20 protein-coding genes and 2 pseudogenes are annotated in these 20411 nt (G+C 70.6%); 7 read left to right on the top strand and 15 right to left on the bottom strand.

All coding sequences use genetic code 11. The features are described 5' to 3' along the window. From Prum_RS54735 to Prum_RS43590, 15 genes and pseudogenes are all read right to left on the bottom strand, one after another. The coding region (locus Prum_RS54735) for a nitrilase-related carbon-nitrogen hydrolase (RefSeq protein ID WP_308785459.1) at nucleotides 1–231 on the bottom strand (231 nt) is incomplete at its 3' end. A 44-nt stretch (nucleotides 232–275) separates the two neighbouring features. Further along, nucleotides 276–776, bottom strand: a pseudogene (locus Prum_RS54210) (carbon-nitrogen hydrolase family protein); the annotation flags it as partial. Next, nucleotides 773–1624, bottom strand: a complete 852-nt coding sequence (locus Prum_RS43535) for a carbon-nitrogen hydrolase family protein (protein ID WP_173084857.1) — start codon at nucleotides 1622–1624, stop codon at nucleotides 773–775. The pseudogene Prum_RS54210 and the gene Prum_RS43535, both read right to left, overlap by 4 nt. Then, a complete protein-coding gene (locus Prum_RS43540; protein ID WP_173084859.1) occupies nucleotides 1621–3012 on the bottom strand; it encodes an MSMEG_0567/sll0787 family protein in 1392 nt (463 codons plus the stop codon). Before Prum_RS43540 ends, Prum_RS43535 begins: the two co-directional genes overlap by 4 nt. 5 nt (nucleotides 3013–3017) lie before the next feature. Continuing rightward, nucleotides 3018–4097, bottom strand: a complete 1080-nt coding sequence (locus tag Prum_RS43545; protein WP_246278729.1) for an MSMEG_0568 family radical SAM protein — start codon at nucleotides 4095–4097, stop codon at nucleotides 3018–3020. A gap of 11 nt (nucleotides 4098–4108) precedes the next feature. Next, entirely contained in the window at nucleotides 4109–4624 is a 516-nt protein-coding gene (locus Prum_RS43550; protein ID WP_173084861.1) for an MSMEG_0572/Sll0783 family nitrogen starvation response protein, read from the bottom strand. A gap of 39 nt (nucleotides 4625–4663) precedes the next feature. Then, complete coding sequence (locus tag Prum_RS43555; RefSeq protein WP_173084863.1) at nucleotides 4664–5479, bottom strand: amidohydrolase family protein; 816 nt, start codon at nucleotides 5477–5479, stop codon at nucleotides 4664–4666. 14 nt (nucleotides 5480–5493) lie between these two features. Next, nucleotides 5494–6798 (bottom strand): MSMEG_0569 family flavin-dependent oxidoreductase, encoded by a 1305-nt coding sequence (locus tag Prum_RS43560; protein WP_173084865.1) that lies wholly within the window; start codon nucleotides 6796–6798, stop codon nucleotides 5494–5496. 115 nt (nucleotides 6799–6913) lie between these two features. Further along, nucleotides 6914–7927, bottom strand: coding sequence for a substrate-binding domain-containing protein (locus Prum_RS43565; protein WP_173084867.1), 1014 nt, complete (start codon nucleotides 7925–7927; stop codon nucleotides 6914–6916). 11 nt (nucleotides 7928–7938) lie between these two features. Beyond that, complete coding sequence (locus Prum_RS43570; protein ID WP_246278831.1) at nucleotides 7939–8613, bottom strand: putative bifunctional diguanylate cyclase/phosphodiesterase; 675 nt, start codon at nucleotides 8611–8613, stop codon at nucleotides 7939–7941. After that, a complete protein-coding gene (locus Prum_RS43575) occupies nucleotides 8502–9731 on the bottom strand; it encodes a GGDEF domain-containing protein (RefSeq protein ID WP_173084869.1) in 1230 nt (409 codons plus the stop codon). Before Prum_RS43575 ends, Prum_RS43570 begins: the two co-directional genes overlap by 112 nt. Beyond that, nucleotides 9632–11005, bottom strand: a complete 1374-nt coding sequence (locus tag Prum_RS43580; protein WP_173084871.1) for a PAS domain S-box protein — start codon at nucleotides 11003–11005, stop codon at nucleotides 9632–9634. The genes Prum_RS43575 and Prum_RS43580 overlap by 100 nt, the downstream gene beginning before the upstream one ends. Nucleotides 11006–11289: 284 nt before the next feature. Further along, a pseudogene (locus Prum_RS55545) lies at nucleotides 11290–13151 on the bottom strand (bifunctional polysaccharide deacetylase/glycosyltransferase family 2 protein). Further along, nucleotides 13148–13408 carry a hypothetical protein gene (locus Prum_RS53030; RefSeq protein ID WP_246278731.1) on the bottom strand — a complete coding sequence of 87 codons (261 nt, stop codon included), beginning with the start codon at nucleotides 13406–13408 and terminating at the stop codon, nucleotides 13148–13150. Before Prum_RS53030 ends, Prum_RS55545 begins: the two are co-directional and overlap by 4 nt. Beyond that, the gene (locus Prum_RS43590) at nucleotides 13405–13791 is read right to left on the bottom strand and encodes a hypothetical protein (protein WP_173084873.1); all 387 of its coding nucleotides are present in this window, start codon (nucleotides 13789–13791) and stop codon (nucleotides 13405–13407) included. The genes Prum_RS53030 and Prum_RS43590 overlap by 4 nt, the downstream gene beginning before the upstream one ends. A 395-nt stretch (nucleotides 13792–14186) precedes the next feature. Between Prum_RS43590 and Prum_RS43595 the strand changes: the two genes are divergently transcribed. The 7 genes from Prum_RS43595 to Prum_RS43625 all read left to right on the top strand — a co-directional run bounded on the left by Prum_RS43595 (nucleotide 14187) and on the right by Prum_RS43625 (nucleotide 20401). Continuing rightward, nucleotides 14187–14513 (top strand): PadR family transcriptional regulator, encoded by a 327-nt coding sequence (locus Prum_RS43595; protein WP_173084875.1) that lies wholly within the window; start codon nucleotides 14187–14189, stop codon nucleotides 14511–14513. Beyond that, nucleotides 14510–15745 (top strand): hypothetical protein, encoded by a 1236-nt coding sequence (locus tag Prum_RS54215; protein ID WP_173084877.1) that lies wholly within the window; start codon nucleotides 14510–14512, stop codon nucleotides 15743–15745. Before Prum_RS43595 ends, Prum_RS54215 begins: the two co-directional genes overlap by 4 nt. 56 nt (nucleotides 15746–15801) lie before the next feature. Beyond that, nucleotides 15802–16697, top strand: a protein-coding gene (locus Prum_RS43605; protein WP_371871426.1) for an IS5 family transposase whose coding sequence is annotated in 2 segments (ribosomal slippage) — nucleotides 15802–16155 and nucleotides 16158–16697 — 894 coding nt in all. Because the reading frame shifts where the segments join, the coding sequence is not laid out codon by codon here. Between the two features lie 579 nt (nucleotides 16698–17276). Next, complete coding sequence (locus Prum_RS43610; protein WP_173084879.1) at nucleotides 17277–18647, top strand: right-handed parallel beta-helix repeat-containing protein; 1371 nt, start codon at nucleotides 17277–17279, stop codon at nucleotides 18645–18647. A 5-nt stretch (nucleotides 18648–18652) separates the two neighbouring features. Beyond that, nucleotides 18653–19063, top strand: a complete 411-nt coding sequence (locus Prum_RS43615; RefSeq protein ID WP_246278832.1) for a hypothetical protein — start codon at nucleotides 18653–18655, stop codon at nucleotides 19061–19063. Between the two features lie 93 nt (nucleotides 19064–19156). Then, entirely contained in the window at nucleotides 19157–20017 is an 861-nt protein-coding gene (locus Prum_RS43620; RefSeq protein ID WP_173084883.1) for an SDR family NAD(P)-dependent oxidoreductase, read from the top strand. 27 nt (nucleotides 20018–20044) lie between these two features. Beyond that, complete coding sequence (locus Prum_RS43625; RefSeq protein WP_173084885.1) at nucleotides 20045–20401, top strand: MerR family DNA-binding protein; 357 nt, start codon at nucleotides 20045–20047, stop codon at nucleotides 20399–20401. The last annotated feature ends 10 nt before the right edge of the window (nucleotides 20402–20411 follow it).

Consider the following 20411-nt stretch of genomic DNA (forward strand, 5'->3'; position numbering starts at 1 on the left):
CGCGGCGCGTTCGAGCTCCGCGGCGACGTCGATCTCGGCGACCGCGAGGCCGGCCTTGCCGAAGGTGCGGGCCAGGATGTCACCGCCGGGACCCACCACCTTGGACTGTCCGAGGAAGCGCATTCCGCCCATCGCGCCGGTCTGGTTGGACGATGCGAGCACGACCTGGTTCTCGGCGGCGCGGGCCTGGTCGTACAGGTCGAACAGCCGGGACTGGCGGTCCTGGGCCATGCGGGGGCGCGGTTGGTGATGCTGGTCGGCCACGCGGACAGGCAGGCGAGGATGTGCGCGCCGTCGAGGGCGAGGCTGCGGGCCGCCTCCGGGAACGTCTTGTCGTAGTCGATGAGCATGCCGACGCGGCCGACCGGGGTGTCGAAGGCGTCGAAGGTGGCGCCGGGGGTGTAGGCGGCGACCTCGCCGGCGGGCAGGTGGACCTTGCGGTGCCGGCCGAGGACGCCGTCGCCGTTGACGCAGACGGCCGCGTTGTAGCGGACGTTGCCATCGGCCTCGCAGTATCCGAAGCAGACGGTCATCTCGGCGGCGAGCCGGGCGACCTGAAAGATGAGCGGGTCGTCCGGCTTGAGCGCGGGTGGCAGCGCCTCGGGGTCCGGGTGGCGCAGGTCGGCGAGGTAGCCGCCCAGCGCGGCGTCGGGCAGCACGAGCAGCCCGGCGCCCTGGGCCCGGGCGTCGTGGATGAGCTTGCCGATCCTGGCCAGGTCGAAGTCGAGGTCGCGGCCGAAGTGGGCGGCGGCGGCCGCGATCCTGACCGTACTCATGCGCTAGCAGCTCCCACCGGGTACGTATAAGCCTCCGGGCGCCGGTCGCGGAGGTGACCCATCGAGCGGCGCGCCGTGCGCAGCGCCTCGGCCACGTCGAGTTCGGCGACGGCCATGCCGGCCGTGACGCCGGTATCGGCCAGAACGTCGCCACCGGGGTCGACGACCTTGGCGCTACCGACGAATCGTAGCGACCCGAAGGTCCCGGACTGGTTCGCGGACAGCCAGACGATCTGGTTCTCCAGCGCCCGGGCCCGGTCGAAGAGGTCGAAGCGGCGCTTCCAGCGATCCTCGGCCAGGTCGGCGGCGGCGTTGGTACGCGAGCCGGGCCACGCGGACACGCAGACGCCGATCTGCGCCCCGTCCAGGGCCAGCGCCCGGGCGGACTCGGGGAACGCCTTGTCGTAACAGATCATCATGCCGACGCGGCCGACCGGGGTGTCGAACGCGCGGAACCGGTCACCGCAGGAGTAGCTGGCGTCCTCGCGCAGCGGCTGGTGCACCTTGCGGTGGTTGCCCAGCACGCCGTCGCCGCTTACGCAGACCACGCTGTTGTACCGGGCCTCGCCGTCGGCCTCGCAGTATCCCGCGACGACGACCATCTCGCCGGCGAGCGCGGCCAGGCGGCGGATCTGCGGCCCGTCCACGGCCAGCGGCGGCGGCCCCGCGTCCGGGCCGCTGTCGCCGTCGAGGCTGAGCAGATAGCCGCCCAGGCACGCCTCGGGAAGGGCCAGCAGCCGGATGCCGTCGGCGCGGGCGGCGGCGATGAGCCGCTCGACGGTACGGAAGTCCTCGTCGAGGTCGCGGCCGAACTCCTCGGCGACGGCGGCCATCCGCAGCGTGCTCATGCTCTCCCCAATCCGGTCACGGCGCCGGTGACGGCCTGGGTGACCGCACCGTCGGGCCAGCGCAGCCCGACGCCCTGCCCCTCGGTCAGCTCGCCGCACACCGCGCTGACCGCCGGCCCGGCGGGCAGCGGCGGGCGTCCCGGTGCGTCGGTGGAGACGATGGCGTACCCCGGAAAGCAGGTCAGCCAGTCGCCGGCGGTGGCGGCGCCCGGTCGCGGAACGGCCGCCACGTCCAGAACGGCCGCGCAGCCGCTCGCCTCGGCCAGCATGCCCAGCGTTCCCGCGATGCCGGCCATCGAGACGTCCTTGGCGGCGGCCGGGCGGGCCGCGGCCACCGCACCGGTCATCGCGCGGAGCTCGTCGGCGCGGCGCCCGGTGGTCGAGTCCCACTGCCGGCCGTGGTACCCGGGCCGCCACGCCCCGGCCAGGTCGGCGGTGAGGCGGACCTGGTGGCCCGGCCGCCCCGCGCCGCCCGGTACCGGGTGGCGGGTACGCCCGAGGGCGGTGACGGTCAGCGCGGCCGGCACGCCGAGCTGGGTGTGCCCGCCGAGGATCGGGGTGCCGTACGCGGCGGCGGCGCGGCGCAGCCCGGAAAGGACGCGGGCGGCGTGGGACGCGTCGCGGGCGGCGAGCGCGTCGAGCAGGCCCACCGGGGTGGCGCCCATCGCGGCGAGGTCGTTGACGTTGACCAGGACCGCGCACCAGCCGGCCCACTCGGGGTCACGCTCCACCATGGACGGAAGGATCGCGTCGCAGGCGGCGATCACGTCGCTGCCGGGTACCGGTGCTCCGTCGTCGCCGACGAAGCCGGCGCCGCCCGGCGACAGCCCCGCCAGCAGCGGCCCGAGCGCCGACTTGGCCGCTTCCGCCTGGGCGCCGATGCGCCGGATCGGCCAGCGCATCAGCGTGTGCGGGGTGTCCGCGACGGTGACCGGCCGTACCGGCGTCCAGCCGAGGCGGCGGAACAGCGGCTCGTTGCGGGCCTGCACGGTGGCCTCGAAGCGCAGCACTCCCTCTGTTTCGGCGCGGGCGCAGGCGGCCCGGACCAGGGCCGCGCCGATCCCGCGCGGGCCGCGGGCCGCGCGGGCGACGGCCAGGCGTCCGCCGGACCACCAGCCGAGGTCCGGGCCGCCGTCGACGGGTCCGAGCCGCACCCCGCCGAGCACCGCGCCGCCCGGGTCGCGGGCGACGAGGACGACCGTGCGCGGGTCCTCGTCACGCTCGTCCCGGTCGTGGGCGGCGAACAGTCCCTGCTCGTCGACGAAGACGTCCCGGCGCAGCCGGTGATAGGCGTCCAGCGCGGCCGCGCCGTCCGCCTCCTCGATTCCGAACGCGGGCTGCCGCGCGAGCGTGCTGCGGTCGCCGAGCAGCAGGAGGATGTCGTTCACGCCCGTCAGCCGCCCGCGCTCGGCAGGACGCTGCAGGCGCCGCAGGCCGCGCACCCGGCCCGCTGGTCGGCGCCGGACATGCCCGCCGCTTGGAGCTTGGCGGCAACCCGCGCGGTGACGTCCGCGAGCAGCCGCGGGTCGGGCGCGCGGGCGCCGTCGCGGGCGGCCAGGGTGCCGCGCATCGGGCGGAACGGCACCACGAACGGGTAGACGCCGCGGTCGATCAGCCGGCCGGCGCCGGCGACCAGCTCGTCGGGGTCCTCGCCGAGACCCACCAGCAGGTACGTCGAGACGCGGTTGCGCCCGAACACGCGGACCGCCTCATCCCACGCCGCCTCGTACTCGGCCATGGACACTGTGGACTTGCCGGGCATCCAGCGGCGCCGCACCTGCTCGTCGAGGGACTCCACGTGGATGCCGATCGCGGTGGCCCCGGCCGCGTGCAGCTCGCCGATCCAGGCGAGGTCGGCGGGCGGCTCGCACTGGACCTGGATCGGCAGCCCCGGCACGGCCGCCAGGACCGCGCGGACCGACCGGGCCAGCGCGCGGGCGCCCCGGTCCGGGCCGGTGGTGGTGCCGGTCGTCAGCACCATCTGCCGCACCCCGTCCAGCCGCACCGCCGCCTGCGCCACCTCGGCGAGCTGGGACGGCGTCTTGGCGGCCACGGTGGCAGCGGAGCGCAGCGACTCCTCGATGGTGCAGAACCGGCACCGCTCCGGCTCGGCGTACCGGATGCAGGTCTGCACGACGGTGGTGGCGAGCACGTCGGCGCCGTGCAGGCGGGCGATCTGCTCGTAGGGCACCCCGTCCGCGGTGGTCAGGTCGTAGAACCGGGGCCGCCGTACGGGTGTCAGGGTGAGCCCGGTGTCGTCGTCGCCGAGCCAGACCCGGCCGTCGCGAACGGCGTACGGGCTCGCCGGGTTGGTGGGCAGCGCGGCGTTGGCACCGTCGATGAGGACGTGGTCGTCGCCGCTCGGCCCGGCGCCGTCCGGCCTGCGCAGCGTGTCCGCACGGACGCCGTGCAGGGCGAGCTCGGCGCGGGTCATGATCCGCACAGCCACCGTCGTGTCGGTGCCAACGCTCACGGCAGGCCCCTCTACAGCTGGTAGGTGGAGTTGATGATGGCGCCCTTGCGGGCGTAGTGGATGATCGCGTCCTGGACGTCGAGCGGGTGGGTCGGTATGACGCCCTCGATGAGGTCCTCCTCGCGGGCGCCGTGCAGCGACAGCCCGAAACGGCAGCAGTACACCTTGCCGCCCTCGGCGAGGAACGTCTTGAGCTGGTTGTTGATGTTGTGCTCGCCGGGGAACGCCGAATTGCCGGTGGTCGGGAAGCCGCGGGTGGCCAGGCAGTTCAGCGAGCCGGGCCCGTAGAAGTAGATGGCCGACTCGAAGCCCTTGCGCAGTGCGCGGGTGGCCTGGAGCACGGCCACGAAGCTGACGGACGACTCGTGCGCGATGCCGTGCACGAGGGTGAAGTACGCCTCGCCGTTCTCGGCCTTGTAGTCCGGGAACACCTTGGTGCTGCCGTAGATGCTGGAGCCCTCGGGCAGCGACGGGTGCGGGATCTCCGCGAGGCTCTGCTTCTCCAGCTCGCTCAGGTCGACGGTCATGTCCTCTCCTTCGGTTGGGGGTTGGTCCTTCGGTTTGGGTCAGCGGTACAGGGTGGAAAAGTTCTCCCGGAAGACCAGGTCTGCCAGGTCGCCGTCGCCGGTGGCGGCGGCCATCCGGGCGTACTCGCCGGCGTGGTCGCCCCACGGCTGGTCGCTGGCGAACAGCACCCGGTCGTGCCCGATGCCGCGGCGCTCGATCTCGCGGGCCAGCCAGTACGGTGCGAAGCCGATGGCCCACGACAGGTCGGTGTAGACGCGCTTGCCGGCCGCGATCCAGTCGAAGAAGCGGGAACCGGCCAGCTTGATGTGCCCGCTCATCCCGCCGCCGAAGTGGACCAGGTGCACCGGGACCCGGTCGGCGTACCAGTCGACCAGGTTGCCGACCTCGTCGATGTCGGACGCGGCGCCGGGGGAGGTGTGGACGTGCACGACCAGGCCGAGGCGCTCGGCCGTACCGAAGATCTGGTCCAGCAGCGGGCGGCAGCCCGGGTCGGTCGCCCGGCCGCCGAGCAGGAAGCTCAGCTTCAACGCCCGCACACCGCGCTCTCCCGCCAGCGCGAGGGCGGCCGTGGTGCGCTGCTCGTCGTCCGGGCGGGGGGAGACCCACAGCCCGGCGCGGATCCGCTCGTCGGTCTGCGCCGCCTCGACGACCAACTCGTTGAACGAGAAGGCGACCCCGGGATCCGGTACCCCGTAGTTGGGCAGCACCAGCGCCCGCTCGGTGCCCTCGGCGTCCAGATCGGCGAGGAGTTGTTTGATGGTGGCGCGTGCGGTCGTGTCCGGGTTGACCGGTGGGCCACCGTAGAACGGGTACGCCGGCAGCACGCCGATGTGGCGGTGAGCGTCGAAAACCATCGCGTGGGCCTCCCTCACCCGACCGGCAGCGCGGCGGCCAGCGTCGTCGGTGCCCCGGTGAGCGCCCCGCACACGTCGGCGAGGCGGCGGGATGCGTCGATGTGGTCGGCCAGGAACTCGGCGTCGCGCCCGACCGCCTCGAACCGGCCCGAGCCCCAGCTGTACTGCCACGGCAGGCCGAGGAAGTACAACCCGGGGCAGTTCGTCACGCCGCGCCAGTGCATCGGGTAGCCGCGCCCGTCGAACACGGGGACCTCGATCCAGCGATGGTCGCGGGCGAAGCCGGTCGACCACACCACCGAGGTGATCCCGGCCGCCCGCACGTCCACCGTGCGCGGGTGGTCGGCGTCCGGCTCCCACACCGGTACGTACCGAGGTTCCACCGGCGCGTCGATCCCGCGCTCCGCGATGTACGCGTCGATGCTGTCCTTGATGCCCTCGGCCACCGCGTCGGCGTGGTCGAGGTTGGCCGCCAGGTCGCCGCCGAACTCGAGGGTCGAGCCGTGGACGGCGGCCAGCCGCCCGTACAGCCGCATCCCGTCCTTGGCGAACGCCCGCAGGTCGATGTCGCGGCCGCCGTCGCGGCCGGTGACGTAGTGGTTGACCCGCATCCGTACGGCGTCCACGTCGGGGAACTCGTCGACTCCCTTGCCGTAGTGGCCCATCGCGTCCAGCCACGCGACGCAGTCGCGGCCGCGGTAGAAGCGGGCCACCCGCGGCGCGCCGCCGACGGCCAGATGTACCTGCCGGCCGGCCAGATGCAGGTCCTCGGCGATCTGGCAGCCCGACTGCCCGGTGCCGACGACCAGCACCGCGCCGTCGGGGAGCTGGTCCGGACTTCGGTACTGGCAGGAGTGCGGCTGAACCAGGTCGCCGCAGAGCCGCTCCGCCATCCGCGGAACCGACGGCGAGTGGTACGGGCCGGTCGCCACGACGACCTGGTCGGCGGTCACCGCACCGGCCGATGTGGACAGTTCAAAGAGGCCGGTGGCCGATCGTCGCAGCCGCTCGACCCGTACCCCCTCGACCAGCGGCGGCTGGAAGAAGGACACGTAGTCCTCCAGGTAGCGCACGATCTCGTCGCGGACCATGAACCCGTCCGGATCCGGCCCCCGGTAAGCGAACCCGGGCAACCGGCACTGCCAGTTCGGGGTCACCAGGCAGAAGGAGTCCCACCGGCGCGTGCGCCACTCGTGCCCGACCCGATTGGCTTCCAGGACGACGTGCGCGATGCCGCGCCGGCGCAGGCAGTAGCTTACGGACAGGCCGGCCTGGCCACCGCCGACCACCACAACGGGATAATGGGTGCCAGTGAGCATCGCGTCCTCCAACCGGGCCACGGGGACCCGCGTTGGGGACTACTTCAACGGCCGGCCGTTACCGGTCAAAGTCATCCGGAACAAAGCTCCGTTTCACACATCTCACACCGCTGGACTAGACCGGCGGGTTGGCGCACGAGGGTCGAAGCAGGGCCTGATGCCTCGGCGACGTCAGGTTCTGGGCGGACAGGTAGGAGACCCCGGTATCCGCGGAGGACACGGTGCCGCCCTCGCGGATCATCTTCACCGCGGCGTTCACGCCGTCGTAGCCCATGCGAAACGGGTTCTGCGCCACGAGGCTGGTGATGACGCCGTCCTGCATGAGTTTGACGCCCTGCGGCGCGGCGTCCCATCCGACGAGTGTGACCCGTCCGGCTTTCCCGCTCTTCTGGACCGCCTCGGCCGCGCCCAGCGCGGTCGGTTCGTTGGCGGCGAAGATCCCGTCGAGGTCCGGAGTCGTGGCGAGGATCCGTTCGGTGACACTGACCGCGGTGGTGAAGTCGGACTGCGTCGACTGCTCCGCCACGATCCTGATTCGCGGATGCCGCGCGAGACCCGCCTTGAAGCCCTGCGCCCGCTGGTCGTTGGTGGCCGAGCCGGGTTCATACAGAAAGAACGCTATCTTCTTCTCGCCCGGACCGAGCGCCTGTGCCAGCAGGTCGGCGGCCCGAGTCGCGGCGGCGACATTGTCGGTGGCGAACAGGGGCACCCCCGACGGTTGTGGGTACGTGCCCGAGTCGATGTTCACCACCACCTTGCGGTTGGCCAACGCCTGATCGGTGATGGGCGCGAGCGCCGCGGCGTCTGTGGCCGCGTAGACGATGCCGTCGACGTCCTGGCCGATGAAACGCTGTAGCAGGTTGACCTGGCCGACCACGTCGGTCTCGGCGGTGACGCCGTCCCAGCGGACGGTCACTTGTTCATGTTTGGAGGCCGCGCATTCCGCGCCCAGACGTACCTGTCGCCAGAAGTCGAACCCCAACGCCTTGGGCACCACCGCGAGCGTGATCGGGCTCGAATTCCGCGGACGGGTTGTCGATTCGGCAGGTGGCGTCCCGTCTCCGCCACAGCCCGCCGCGGCGCTCGCGCAGGTCGCCAGGAGCAGGATCAAACCGGTGCGTACTCGCATGTCGGATTCCCTTATAGGCGCGGCACGTCTGGGCGGGGACGGCCGAAGTAGTAACCCTGAGCCTGATCGCAGCCCAGTTCCAGCAGAGCCTGAAGCTGTTCGACGTTCTCGACGCCTTCGGCGATCGTGGTCAGGCCCAGGGACTTGCCCAAGCCGATCACGGAGGCGACGATCTCGCGGTCCGAGCTCTGCTCCACCATGTCGGCGACGAAGGACTGGTCGATCTTGATGAAGCTCACCGGCAGCCGCTTGAGATAGGTCAACGACGAGTACCCGGTGCCGAAGTCGTCGATGCCGAGCTGCACACCAAGGTCACGGATGTGTTCGAGTTGCCGCAACGACGCGACATCGGCCTCGAGCAGGATCGTCTCGGTCAACTCCAGCGCGAGGCACTGCGGGGCGAGCCCGGAGTCCGCCAGCGCGGACTCCACGGTGGCGACCAGCCCGGGCGAGGCCACCTGCCGGAATGACAGGTTGACGGCTATCTTCAGCGATGGTGGCACCACATCGGCTGCCTGCCACTGTGCGAGCTGCGCGCTCGCCGATGACAGCACCCAGGCGCCGATCGGCACGATCAGACCGGTCTCCTCCGCCACCTCCATGAACACCTTTGGTGAAAGCACACCGCGATCCGGATCCGCCAGGCGCAGCAACGATTCCAGACCGACCATGCGACCGGTGCCCAGATCGACGATGGGCTGGTAGTCCAATCGGAATCCGCCTTCGCGTACGGCGCGACGTACCCCCGTCTCGACGGCGACCCGTTCGAGCGTCCGAGCTCGCAGCGTGTCGTCGAAGATCTCGTAGCGGTTCTTCCCCTGGACTTCGCGTAGTACATGGCGGCGTCCGCGTCGCGGATCAACTCTTCGGGATCGGTCGGGGATCCCGCCGCGATCGCGATGCCTACGCTGGCCGTCACGACGGCCTCCGCGCCGGCGACCTCGACAGGGGCACCCAGGATCGGCAGCAGCCGCTCGGCGATATCGACAGCATGCTGTGCCGAAGGCAGATTCCGGCAGAGGATGACGAACTCGTCGCCGCCGACCCGGGCGACGGTGTCGTCCGGATGGACGCCGCGCTCCAGCCGGCGGCCGGTCACTCGCAGCACCTGGTCGCCGACATCGTGGCCCAGGCTGTCATTGATCAGCTTGAAGCCGTCCAGGTCGACGAAGAGCAGAGCACTCCTTCCGGCCGTTTGGTGATCCACTGTCAACGCCTCACGCAACTGCTGCATCAACAGCACCCGGTTGGGCAGCGCGGTGAGCGAATCGTGCAGCGCCTGGTGGACCAGCTTCTCTTCGGCGGCACGCCGCGCCGTGACATCTTCGATCTGCGTCACAAAGTACAGCGGCGCGCCGTCTCTGCCACGAACCGCCGAGGACGAGACGAGCACCCGTACGGCCTGGCCATTGGCGCGCAGGTAGCGCTTCTCTCCGTGGAAGATCGAGATTTCACCGGCCAGCATCGACCGGAACGCGCCAAGGGTCTCGGCACGGTCGTCCGGGTGCGTGACCTCGACCGCGCTCATGCCGAGCAGTTCGGACTCGGTATATCCCAGCATCTTGCACAGGGCCGGGTTGACCTGCATGAAGCGCTTGTCCACGCCGGTGAGGCACATGCCGATCGTGGCGTTGTCGAACGCTTGCTGGAAGCGCTCGCGCGCCTCGCTGAGCTGGGTCTCCGCGAGGCGGCGAGCCGTGATGTCTATCCCGAGGCGATGACATGCGTGGCTGTTCCAGCCTGGTCGAGCAACGCGCCGCTCGACCAGGCGATGTGCCGCCGGCTCCCGTCCCGGCTGATCCACGTGCTCTCGTTGGCGGCGGGGTAGTCGTTGGCCGCCAGCATCCGGGCAAAGGCCGTCCGCGCGATGTCCACCTCCTCCGCGGGGAGAAACACATCCCAGTACGCCCTGCCCTTCACCTCCGCCAACCGGTATCCGGTCGTACTCTCGCAGGCGCGATTGAACCGGACGATGCGGCCCTCGCGGTCGAGCACGAGCACCAGGCTGCCCGCGACGTCGAGAAGGGCGCTGGAGAAGTCCCGCTCGGTGCGCAGGGTCCGCTGCGAGTGCGCCAGCCGCTCGGCCATGTCGTTGAAGGCGTCGGACAGCGCGCCGACCTCGTCGCGGCTGCGTACCTGAACGCGGCGGGTCAGCTCGCCACCGGAGAACTCGACCGCGGCCCGTGCGACCGTGCCGATATCCGCGGCGATCCGGCGCGACAGCCGCCCGACGAGCAGCAGCATAAGAATGATCGCGAGAAGGATGCTGCCAAGGGAGACAGCCATTTGCTGGAGGTGGCCGGAGCGGCGATCCTGTAGCAGCTGCCGCTCGTGTTCGACCATCGCGCTCCACAGTCCGCCCAGGGCGCGGGCCGTTTCGTTGACCGTGGCGGCGTACGCCGACCGATCCAGTCGTACGGGGGAGGACTGGACGAAGTCTCGGGTGGTCAACTGGTTGAGGTTGGCGATGGCGGCGTACGCCGACTGGAGCGGCACGGCCAGCGAGTCCGCGTGGCCGGCGTTGCCCCAGTGTCTGAAGGCCGTGTAGAGGTTGTTCTGCAACTCGTCGATGCGCTGGCCCAGCCCACTGACGATCGAGGCGGCCCGGGCGCGGTCGAGGAACACGGGCCCGGCCTGGAGCATCTGGTCGACCGTCGTGCCCAGCCGCATGGTGTCGTCCGTCAGTTCAGGCACCTGGCTGATGAGAGCTGTCGCCAGGCGGTAGGCGTCCGGAGCGGGGTCGATCGTCAGGTTGGACGTGATCCCGATATGGTCGATCAAGGATCGAACCTGGGCGATCATCACGTCGTGGGCGACGATGTCGCTGGAGGCGGTGTGTTGGGTGGCCTTCCAACGCTGCCACTCGCGGAGCTGCCCCGCGACGGTGGCGCTCTCGTTGAGATCGGCGCCTGCGGAGTTCAGCTGGCGGCCGAGCTTTTCGTCGATGGAAGTCAATGCCGCGAAGCCGTCGTCGACGCGCTTGGTGCTTGCCTGAAGTTCGTTGGCGGACCGGTCACCGGCGAACACCTGCCGGCTGATGTCCCGGTGGATCGACAGCTCGTACAGGAGCGTGTACATCGGCCGGACGTACTCCAACCCCCACAGTTCCTTGTCGATGAACCTGAGGCGTTTTCCGCTCTCGTAGACCAGCAGTCCCGCGGTGATCGCAAGGGGGAGCAGGGACGCGAGCCCGATGACGGCCAGCTTGTGCCAGATCCTCGAACCGTGTCGCGCAGGCCGAAAACGGCCGTGACGGGTAACCCGACCGTCCGCCGTTGGCGTTGGTGCCGTAAAGGCCCGCTCAACTACGTTCATTACATTTGGGACTATTTCGCGCAAATATACGGTATTGCGACCTTATCTTATCGGCTCGCTACCCGGGTTTGGCCCGTGCGGTGGAGTTTGTGCCAGCGCAGTCGTGCGCCGGCCAGTGCGGTGGCGGTGGACTGGGCGATGACCAGGTACATGAGCTGGCGGTAGGCGAGTTGTTGCAGCGGCAGCGCCCAGAGCCCGCGGAGGCGTTCGCGGTCGAGGTGGAACGCGACGGCGGCGGTAGCGAACTGGAGGGCGAGCATGGCCAGCCAGGCCAGCGCGGTGTGGCCGCGATCGAGGAAGATCAGGCCGTAGACGGCGAGCAGGTCGATGACCGGGGCGAGCAGGGGCAGGGCGACGCCGAACAGGGCCAGCAGGGGCAGGCCGACGCGGCCGAACCGGCCGGAGGGTCCGCTGTCGGCGATGGCGTGCCGGTGCTTCCACATCGCCTGCATGGTGCCGTAGCTCCACCGGTAGCGCTGCTTCCACAACTGGGCGAGGGTCGCGGGTGCCTCCGTCCAAGCACGCGCGTCCTCGGCGTACACGATCTTCCAGCCGGCCCGGCAGATGGCCATGGTGAGGTCGGTGTCCTCGGCGAGGGTGTCGGCGGTCAGGCCGCCGGCGTCGATCACCGCGTCGCGGCGGAAGGCGCCGAGCGCGCCGGGGACGGTCGGCATGCACCGCAGGCTTTCGTACAGGCGGCGGTCGAGGTTGAAGCCGATGACGTACTCGATGTGCTGCCAGTGTGCGATAAGGCCGTGCCGGTTGCCGACCTTGACGTTGCCCGCGACCGCGCCAACCCGGGGTCGGCGAAGGGCTGGACCAGCCGGCGGATGGAGTCGGGTTCGACGATGGTGTCCCCATCGACCATGACAATCAGGTCGTGGCTGGCGGCGTCGATGCCGGTGTTGAGGGCGCTGGGTTTGCCGCCGTTGGGTTTGCGGATGACGCGGACGCCGGGCAGGCCGAGGGCTTCGGCGATGTCGGCGGTGCCGTCGGTGGAGCCGTCGTCGACGACGATGACCTCGACCCGCTCATGGTCGCTGCCGGCCAGTGACTGGACGGCCCCGGCGATGCCCTGCTTCTCGTTGAACGCGGGCACGATCACGGATACCGGCTCGGTCACCGCGGGTGTCCAGGACCATCGGTGCAGGGCCGGCCGGCGGGTGTGACGGACCGCGACCAGAAGGGACAGCAAGGTCCGCCCGACGGTGAGCAGCCCGGTGATGAGGAACAGCACGGTGAGCGCGGTGATGAGTCCGTCGGCGAACCGCACGGTCCCGATCAGCGCGGCGCCGCGCCACCACTGTCCGGCGGTGGCTGGCGGGTTCTGTTCGAGGTGGAGACCTTCGGTCAGGGTGGTGAACCGGTAGCCGCGGGCCCGCATCGCCGGGATGAACGCGTCCAGGGCCGCCACGGTTTGGGCCCGGTCGCCGCCGGCATCGTGCATCAGTACGACCGCGCCGGCGTCGCCGGGTGGGGTGGCGTGACGGATGATGGCCTCGACGCCGGGCCGGGCCCAGTCCCGGCTGTCGGTGTCGTTGACCACGACCAGGTAGCCGAGCTGGCTGGCCTGCTGGATCAGGGCCCACTCGGTGTCGTCGATCGCCTCCGGCCGCGAGGAGTACGGAACCCGCAACAGCCTGGTTTGCACGCCGGTGGCGTGCGCGATCGCCTGCTGGGTCTGCGTGTACTCCAACTGCCGGCGCCACCCGGGCAGGGCGGCGAGGTGCGGGTGGGTGAAGGTGTGCACGCCCAGTTCGTGGCCGTCGGCGACCAATTGCCGGGCCAGGTCGGGGTGCCGGGCGACCTGCGCGCCGACCACGAAGAAGGTGGCGTCCACCCGGTGCCGGTCGAGCACTCGCCGCACCTGCCTCGTCCACCGTGGATCGGGGCCGTCGTCGAACGTCAACGCGATCGTCTTGGGCGGCAGCCGGTACGAGTGGGGCCGGCCCCGGCGGTGCTGATGACCGGCCCGCCGTGGGTGATGGCCTCCGGGACGCTGCCGCGGTCACCGCTACGGTCGGCGCCCTGGGCGTCCGGGGTGAACCGGGTGTCCACATAGGCGTGCACCAGCAGCACACTGGCGAACATCAGCAGCAGCACCGCGATGACCACCCGCCGCGGACGTAACAGCCGGCGACGCCGGGGCGGCTGTGCAGCCGTCACCGGAGTGCGCGGGACGCGACCGGACGCGGGCTGGGCCGGCGGCCCTCACGCGCCACCTGCTGGCTCGCCTCCGGTGTGCCCGGCACGGCGGACGCCGGAGCGTCGGCGGTCGTGGCCGGCGATTCGTCCGGCGTCGCCGCGGCGGACGGCTCGGGTTCCGACATCGCGACCATCGGCGCGGCCGGTTCGGCCGGTTCGAGCGACGGGGCTGGGTCCGCTGGCGGCGCCGGCTCGGCCACCGGCGACGGCGACGTACCGGTCAGGACGGGGGCCGCCGCAAGGTGCTCGATCGGACGGCCGACGGACGGCCCGAGGCCAACCAGCGCGGCCGGCGACGGCGGCAGCAGCGGCAGGCCCGCCGGCGCCGGCACCGCTTTGGCCACCACCTCGCCCGTGTCGGTCGGGGCCGGCCCCCGCTCTGGGGCATCGACGTCGAACGCACGGGCGCCGGCGTCGACGGCGCCGTCTCCGGCCGGTCCATCAGATCCGGAAGCGGCAGCAACGCGTGCGGGCCGATCGGCCCGCCGGAAAACCCGGCGCCTACCAACCCGGTGTAGACCAGCGAGGCGGTACCGAACACGTATCCCACTCGACGCAAGCGGCGCCGGCGTCGACCAGTCGCGTCGACAAACACCGGCGGAACAGGCATTGTTTCATCCACATCAGGCAGGTTAGTGACAAACCCGGCAAAAACGGCACTCGCCATCCCGCTTGAGCCTGATCAGATCCCCGCCCATCCGGCTGGACAGCGTAACTCTGACTATATAGAGTTAGTCGCGTGACCCGTTCCCGACGCCCGTCAGCGCAAACCACGGCGGTGGTGCTGGCGCTGGCCGAGCAGCCCGCTACCTGGCGGTACGGCTACGAGCTGTGCCAGCAGCTGGACATCAAGCCCGGCTCCATGTACCCGATTCTGATGCGGCTGGCCGACCGGGGCCTGCTGGAGACCAGCTGGGACACCGACGTGCCAGCCGGCCGGCCACCGCGCCACCTGTACCGGTTGACCGGCTCCGGCCGCGCGCTGGCCACCGAGCTCGCAGCGGCTCCCGCGGCCGAGGCGCCGGCGCCTCGGCCGCATCCGAAAGTGAGGTGGCAGCAGGCATGAGCTGGACCCGACGCAGATACCAGGTCCTCACGGCCGGGCTGGTGGTCGCGGCCTGGGCCGCGGTCTACGCGGTCATGGTCGCCACCTCGGAGCCGCCGGCACCACCCGAGAGCGCCGCCAAGGTCAACCGGGAATTGGCGATACTGATGGCCGTCCCGACCCTGGTCTACGTGGCGGCGGCGCTGCTCGTGCTGCACTTTTGGCTGACCCGGGCCGGTGCTCGGATGTCCGCGATGGACCCGCCGGAGCGGGCGCTGGCGGCCGCGGTGGCCACGTTGCCGGAACACCGCCGGGACTGGGGGGCGGCGATGACCGCCGAGCTGGCGGAGGTGCGAGGGCGGTCGGCCCGATGGCGGTTCGCGCTCAGCTGCGCCATGGCGGCGCTGTGGCCACGCACCGGGCCGTGGGCGGTGCCTGCACTGTTGGCGGCCGTGGTCGTGGCGGCGACCGTGGCGGCCGGGCCGGTGGTCGACGCGGCCGTGCCCGGGCTGGGCGTGTTCGCCGCCAGTTTCCTCGGGCTGGCCGGCGCCCTGATGGTGCTGGCTGTCGCTCGCTCCCGCCGGGCGCGGTTTCCCGTGCCGGCCGCGACCGCCCTGGTCGTCGGCGGGGTGGCCGCGTCGATCGTCATGACCGTGGTCTTCCTGCTCCGGGAGCCCTCCGCGGCGCAGTACCTGCCGCCGACCCGGGCGGTGCTCCTCGCCGCCGTGCTGGCCGGCTGCCTGTGGGTCGCCGTGACGTCCCCGCGGTCGCTGGGCGCCAGCCGGCGCGCACCGTATATTGGCGCCGGCGCCGCGCTGGCGTACGTGGTCGGGCAACTGGTGACGAGGCGGATCACTACCGACCCGCGTTTCGCGGCCGACGTGCCGGAGGGCGTAGCGGTTCTGCTCGGGTTGTCGTTCTTCCTCGGACCGGCCGCCCTCTACTTCGTCCCGGCACTCTGGGCCGGGTTGGTTGACCGGTCGTTCCGCTCGGGCGTGCAGGCCGGCGCATGGGCCGCCATTGCCAGCCTGCCGCTGACGTATGCCCTGTGGCTGTACGAAGGGCTGCGCATCTACCCGATCACCGGCGAGCTCGTCTTTGCGGTCGATCCTGGTCCCATCGGCGCAAACCTCGCCGATGCCGTGCTCTGGTGCCTCGAATTCGCCCCCGTGGTCGGAATCCCGTGCGCGGTGTTCGGCGCCGCTGTCGCGGCCAACGCCCCGCGGGCTATTCAGGCCAATCGGCCGGCCTAGCGACCGAAGATCGCTAGGGCGTGTCTCCTGGATCTTGGAGTGAGGATTCGGTAGAGATGTCCGTCGTGAGTGGACGTTTTGAGCTGACAGAGGTGGAGTACGTTCAGATCGCGTCGCTGCTGCCGGTGATGAAGCCGCAGCGTGGTGGGCGGTGGCGGGGTCACCGGCAGGTGATCAACGGGATCTTGTTCCGGGTCCGTACCGGTGTGCCGTGGCGGGACGTACCGTCCCGGTACGGGCCGTGGAAGACGCTGTACAAGCGGTTCACCCGTTGGCAGGAGGACGGGACCTGGGCCCGGATCGAGGCGGCGTTGCAGGCCGACGCGGACGCTGCCGGCCAGTTGCAGTGGCACGGTAACGCCGATTCGACCATCGTGCGTGCTCACCAGCATGCCGCTGGGGCCCGTAAAGGGGGCTGAGCAGCGGTGACGCAGCGCGACGGGAGGGACTCGGCAAGTCCAGGGGCGGGTGGACGACGAAGATCCATACGATTGGGGAAGGCCGAGGCCGGAACCTGGCCAGTCACCTGACCCCGGGCCAGGATTCCGACACCCGCCAACTGGTACGCCTGCTGGACTCGGTCGCGGTGGCCCGTCCAGATGGGGTCGGCCGGCCGCGTAAGCGGCTGGACTCGTTGGCCGCGGACAAGGCGTACTCGTCCAAGGCCAACCGGGCTGCGCTACGCGCCCGGCGCATCCCGCACGACATCCCGGAGAAGGACGATCAGAAAGCCAACCGGACTCGCAAAGGTAGCCGAGGCGGCCGTCCACCCACCTTCCGACCGACCCGCTATCGGGACCGCAACACCATCGAACGCCTGATGAACCGCCGCAAGCAGTTCCGCGCTGTGGCCACCAGATACGACAAGCTCGCGTGCCGCTACCGCGCCACCGTCCAGATCGCCGACATCTTCATCTGGCTACGCGCCAAGCCCGACCGACGCAACCCATGATCCAGGAGACACGCCCTAGTCGTCGTCGATCTGTTGGAAGGTGACGGTGGCCGGGCGGTCCGGCGTCCGCATCGCGGTCGCTCAAGTGTTTCCCGCACGGAAGCAGAGCAAAGCGCTTCTGGACCGCACCTCACGTCGTATGCCGCCGCGAGCCCACCGGCACCGCGCGCTCTGTCGATTGTGGATCGCGCAGGGTGAGGCCGCGGGAGCGACGGCCCGGACCACGACGGACGTCGCGGTAGCTCAGAACTCGATTTGAACCTGAGCCTAACCTCAAAATCTCCATAGATCCCCGACGTGGTGTGCGTGCCGGAGTCAGGGCCGGGTGTGGGCCGGTTCAGGGCAGGGCGAGATCGCCAACGAGAGCGCGACGCTCTTCACCGTACGCGTGGTGTGGGCGGGTTGATCGTCGGCGCTACACTGCCCGCTCGTGACGTCGCCTCGTGGTAGTGAAGAAGTGGCTGGCCCTCGGGTGCTGCGGGTGGGTCCCGGGGGTACCCAAGCATCGGCAAGGCGGTCCGGGACGCCCGCGATGGTGACGCCGTCGAGATCGTCGGGGGTAGGTATACGGAGCGGATCGTGCTGCGTAAGGCGGTCGAGGTGCGACCGGTCCCGGACGGTGGCACGGTGACGCTCGCGCACGACGTCACTCCACTGACCCTGCGGGCGAGCGCTACGGTACGCGGCCTCACGATCGTTGGCGAGCTGAGCAGTGGGGATTCCTTTGTGGATTCCGCTGTCGTGATCGAAGGCGCCGGCGTCGCGCCGTTGTTGGAGTCCTGCGTGGTCACCGTCGCGTCGCCGAGAGCGATCTGGGTGATGGAGGGTGCGGCGCCGGTGGTCCGTGACTGCTCGGCAACCGGCGGGGTATGGGTCGGCGACCGCGGCTCGCGCGTTGAGTTGACCCGGTGCGTGCTCGAGATGGATCTCAGCACCGGGGTGTATGTCTCCGACCGGGGGCAGGCGGCGCTGACGGACTGCCGGATCACGGGGGCGGACACGGCCATCAATGCGACCGATCGGGACACGGCCGTCACGGTCGTGCGGACCCGGATCGAGAACAGCCTGTACGACGCGGTCCATGTGAAGGATCGGGCGTGCGTGACCATCACCGACAGCCAGATACATGGCAAAGGCGCGACGCTGGAAGTCGAGACGCACGGCACTCTCGTGGCGGACGACGTCGTGCTCGACGGTGCGTTTCGATCGGGTATCTCGGTGCGGGGTGGCGAGGGGCGGTTCACCCGGTGCCGGGTCGTCGGTGCGGGCGAGGCGGGTGTCTGGCTCGGCGGTGGCCGGGCCGTGCTCGACCAGGTCGAGGTCAGCGGCGGGCGAGTCGAGGGCTTCTACGTCGGCGGGGGCGACGTCACGCTGACCGGATGCGTCGCTCACGACAACGGGGCAGAGGGCTTCCAGCTTCGCACCGAGGCGAAGATCACCGCCTGCGCGTCGTACGCCAACGGCAAGGACGACACGGTCGGTATCCAGCCCGGTGCGCCTGTCCCGCCCGAAATGGCGGGCCCGGCGGCCGCCACTGTCGAGGAGTTGCTCGCCGAGTTGGCCGCGTTGATCGGGTTGGCCGAGGTCAAGGCCGAGGTGCGTACCCTCATCGACATCATCACGGTCGGGCAGCGTCGTGTGGCGGCCGGTCTGAAGACGCCGCCGCTGAGCCGGCACCTGGTCTTTACCGGTAACCCTGGTACTGGCAAGACCACCGTTGCCCGGCTGTACGGGCGGATCCTGGCCGCCCTTGGCCTGCTCGACAGGGGGCATCTGGTGGAGGCGGCCCGGGTCGACCTGGTCGCCGAGTACGTCGGTCATACCGCGGTGAAGACGAAGCGCGCCTTCGACAGCGCGCGCGGCGGCGTGTTGTTTATCGACGAGGCGTACGCGCTGTCCCCGAGGACAGTGGCCGGGACTTCGGGCGGGAGGCCATCGACACGCTGGTGAAGCTGATGGAGGACCACCGCGAGCAGGTGGTGGTCATCGTCGCCGGCTACACCGGGGAGATGGCGCGGTTCATCGCCAGCAACCCGGGTCTGGAGTCGCGGTTCGGTCGCACCATCGAGTTTCCCGACTACAGTGCGGACGAGTTGGTGCGCATCACCGAGTTGCTGGCGGGCCAGCACGACTACACGCTGGCCGAGCGGACGCGTAGCGACCTGCTGGCCTACTACGCGCAGATGGAGCGGGACGAGCGCTTCGGCAACGGCCGTGCGGCCCGCCGCACCTTCGAGACGATGGTGGCCGAGCACGCGAACCGGGTGGCCCGGTCGGGTACGGGCATCGAGGAGGAGCTGACCACCCTGCTGCCGGAGGATCTGCCCGACGAGTGGACCGACCGTAGCCCAGCCACCGGCGGGTGACTGGGCTACCGGGTCGGCTGTCTCAGATCAGAGCGTGGTGAGGCTTGGTGATCCTTTGCGTTCGCGCGCGCTCAAAGCCATAGCGTTGCCGCCATGACGACACAGACCTGGATCATCACCGGCGCGTCCCGCGGTTTCGGGCGAGCACTGGCGGAGTCGGCGCTCGCCGCGGGCGACCATGTGGTGGCGGCGGTACGCCGGCCGGACAGCGTGGCCGACCTGGCGGCCAAATACCCCGACAACTTTCTGATCGCGAACTTCGACGCCCGAGACATCGCTGCGGCGGCGTCGCTCGTGCGGGCCACCCTCGACCGCTTCGGTCAGCTCGACGTTCTCGTCAACAACGCGGGCCGGGCCGTGGTCGGAGCGGTCGAGGAGGTCAGCGACGCGCAGCTGCGCGAGCTGATGGATCTGCACCTGTTCGGCCCGGCCGCGCTCGTGCGGGCGGCGCTGCCCGCGATGCGCACCCGGGGCGCCGGGATGATCGTGCAGATGAGCAGCCAGGGCGGGCGGATGTCGTTCCCCGGCGTGTCGGCCTACTCCGCGTCGAAGTTCGCCCTCGAAGGCTGGTCCGAGGCCCTGGCCGGGGAGGTCGCACCGTTCGGGATCCGCGTGATGATCGTCGAACCGAGCCGGTTCCGGACCGACTTCAACACCGCCGACGTGCTCGAGTTCACTGAGGCGTCCGAAACCTACCGTGACCTGCTCGCCGCCGTCCGCGCGGACATGGCCGGGACCGACGGCCGCCAGGAAGGTGACCCAGCGCGGGCGGCCGAGATCATCGTGTCCCTGGCACACAGCGACGAGGTGCCGCTGCGCCTGCCGCTCGGGCGCGAAGCGGTCGAGCGTATCTCGGGCGTGTACCGGCGTGGTCTGGACGAGGTCGAGCGGTGGGCCGAGACTGCCCGCAGCGCCGACTTCGACGGCGTCCCGGCGTCGGTCCGGCCGATCTAGGGTGCTGTCACGGCCACCGACGATCTGATGACCAGGGCGCTGGAAGCGGTGGGGGATGACGGCCCGCTGTCGGTCGAGGTGATCCACCGCCTCACCGACCTGGCCGTCTACGACGCCGAAGCGGTGCGGCGCCTGGTGTTCCTCACCAGGATGCGGCTGTCCGGGATGCCGATGCGCGACCTACAGCACTACATCTCGCTCGTGGACGCCGGGCAGGACACGGTGCCCGAGCGGCTCGATATGCTGCTTGAACATCGCGACATCATCCGTCGCCGGATTCGTGAGCTGACCCTCTCCCTGGCGGCGACCGAGCACAAGATCACCACGTATGGCGGCTCGACCGGACCGGACGTTGCGGCCCTCGACACCGCCACCGAACTGTAGGGCCCGGCCC

The organism is Phytohabitans rumicis (assembly GCF_011764445.1).
Lineage (GTDB): Bacteria > Actinomycetota > Actinomycetes > Mycobacteriales > Micromonosporaceae > Phytohabitans > Phytohabitans rumicis.

Excerpts from the sequence above, each read along its gene's own strand:
- Prum_RS43565 (WP_173084867.1), bottom strand. The coding sequence starts at position 7,927 with ATGCGAGTACGCACCGGTTTGATCCTGCTCCTGGCGACCTGCGCGAGC.
- Prum_RS43560 (WP_173084865.1), bottom strand. The coding sequence starts at position 6,798 with ATGCTCACTGGCACCCATTATCCCGTTGTGGTGGTCGGCGGTGGCCAG.
- Prum_RS54215 (WP_173084877.1), top strand. The coding sequence starts at position 14,510 with ATGAGCTGGACCCGACGCAGATACCAGGTCCTCACGGCCGGGCTGGTG.
- Prum_RS43550 (WP_173084861.1), bottom strand. The coding sequence starts at position 4,624 with ATGACCGTCGACCTGAGCGAGCTGGAGAAGCAGAGCCTCGCGGAGATC.
- Prum_RS43580 (WP_173084871.1), bottom strand. The coding sequence starts at position 11,005 with ATGTACACGCTCCTGTACGAGCTGTCGATCCACCGGGACATCAGCCGG.
- Prum_RS43535 (WP_173084857.1), bottom strand. The coding sequence starts at position 1,624 with ATGAGCACGCTGCGGATGGCCGCCGTCGCCGAGGAGTTCGGCCGCGAC.
- Prum_RS43615 (WP_246278832.1), top strand. The coding sequence starts at position 18,653 with ATGGAGGACCACCGCGAGCAGGTGGTGGTCATCGTCGCCGGCTACACC.
- Prum_RS43620 (WP_173084883.1), top strand. The coding sequence starts at position 19,157 with ATGACGACACAGACCTGGATCATCACCGGCGCGTCCCGCGGTTTCGGG.
- Prum_RS43625 (WP_173084885.1), top strand. The coding sequence starts at position 20,045 with ATGACCAGGGCGCTGGAAGCGGTGGGGGATGACGGCCCGCTGTCGGTC.
- Prum_RS43555 (WP_173084863.1), bottom strand. The coding sequence starts at position 5,479 with ATGGTTTTCGACGCTCACCGCCACATCGGCGTGCTGCCGGCGTACCCG.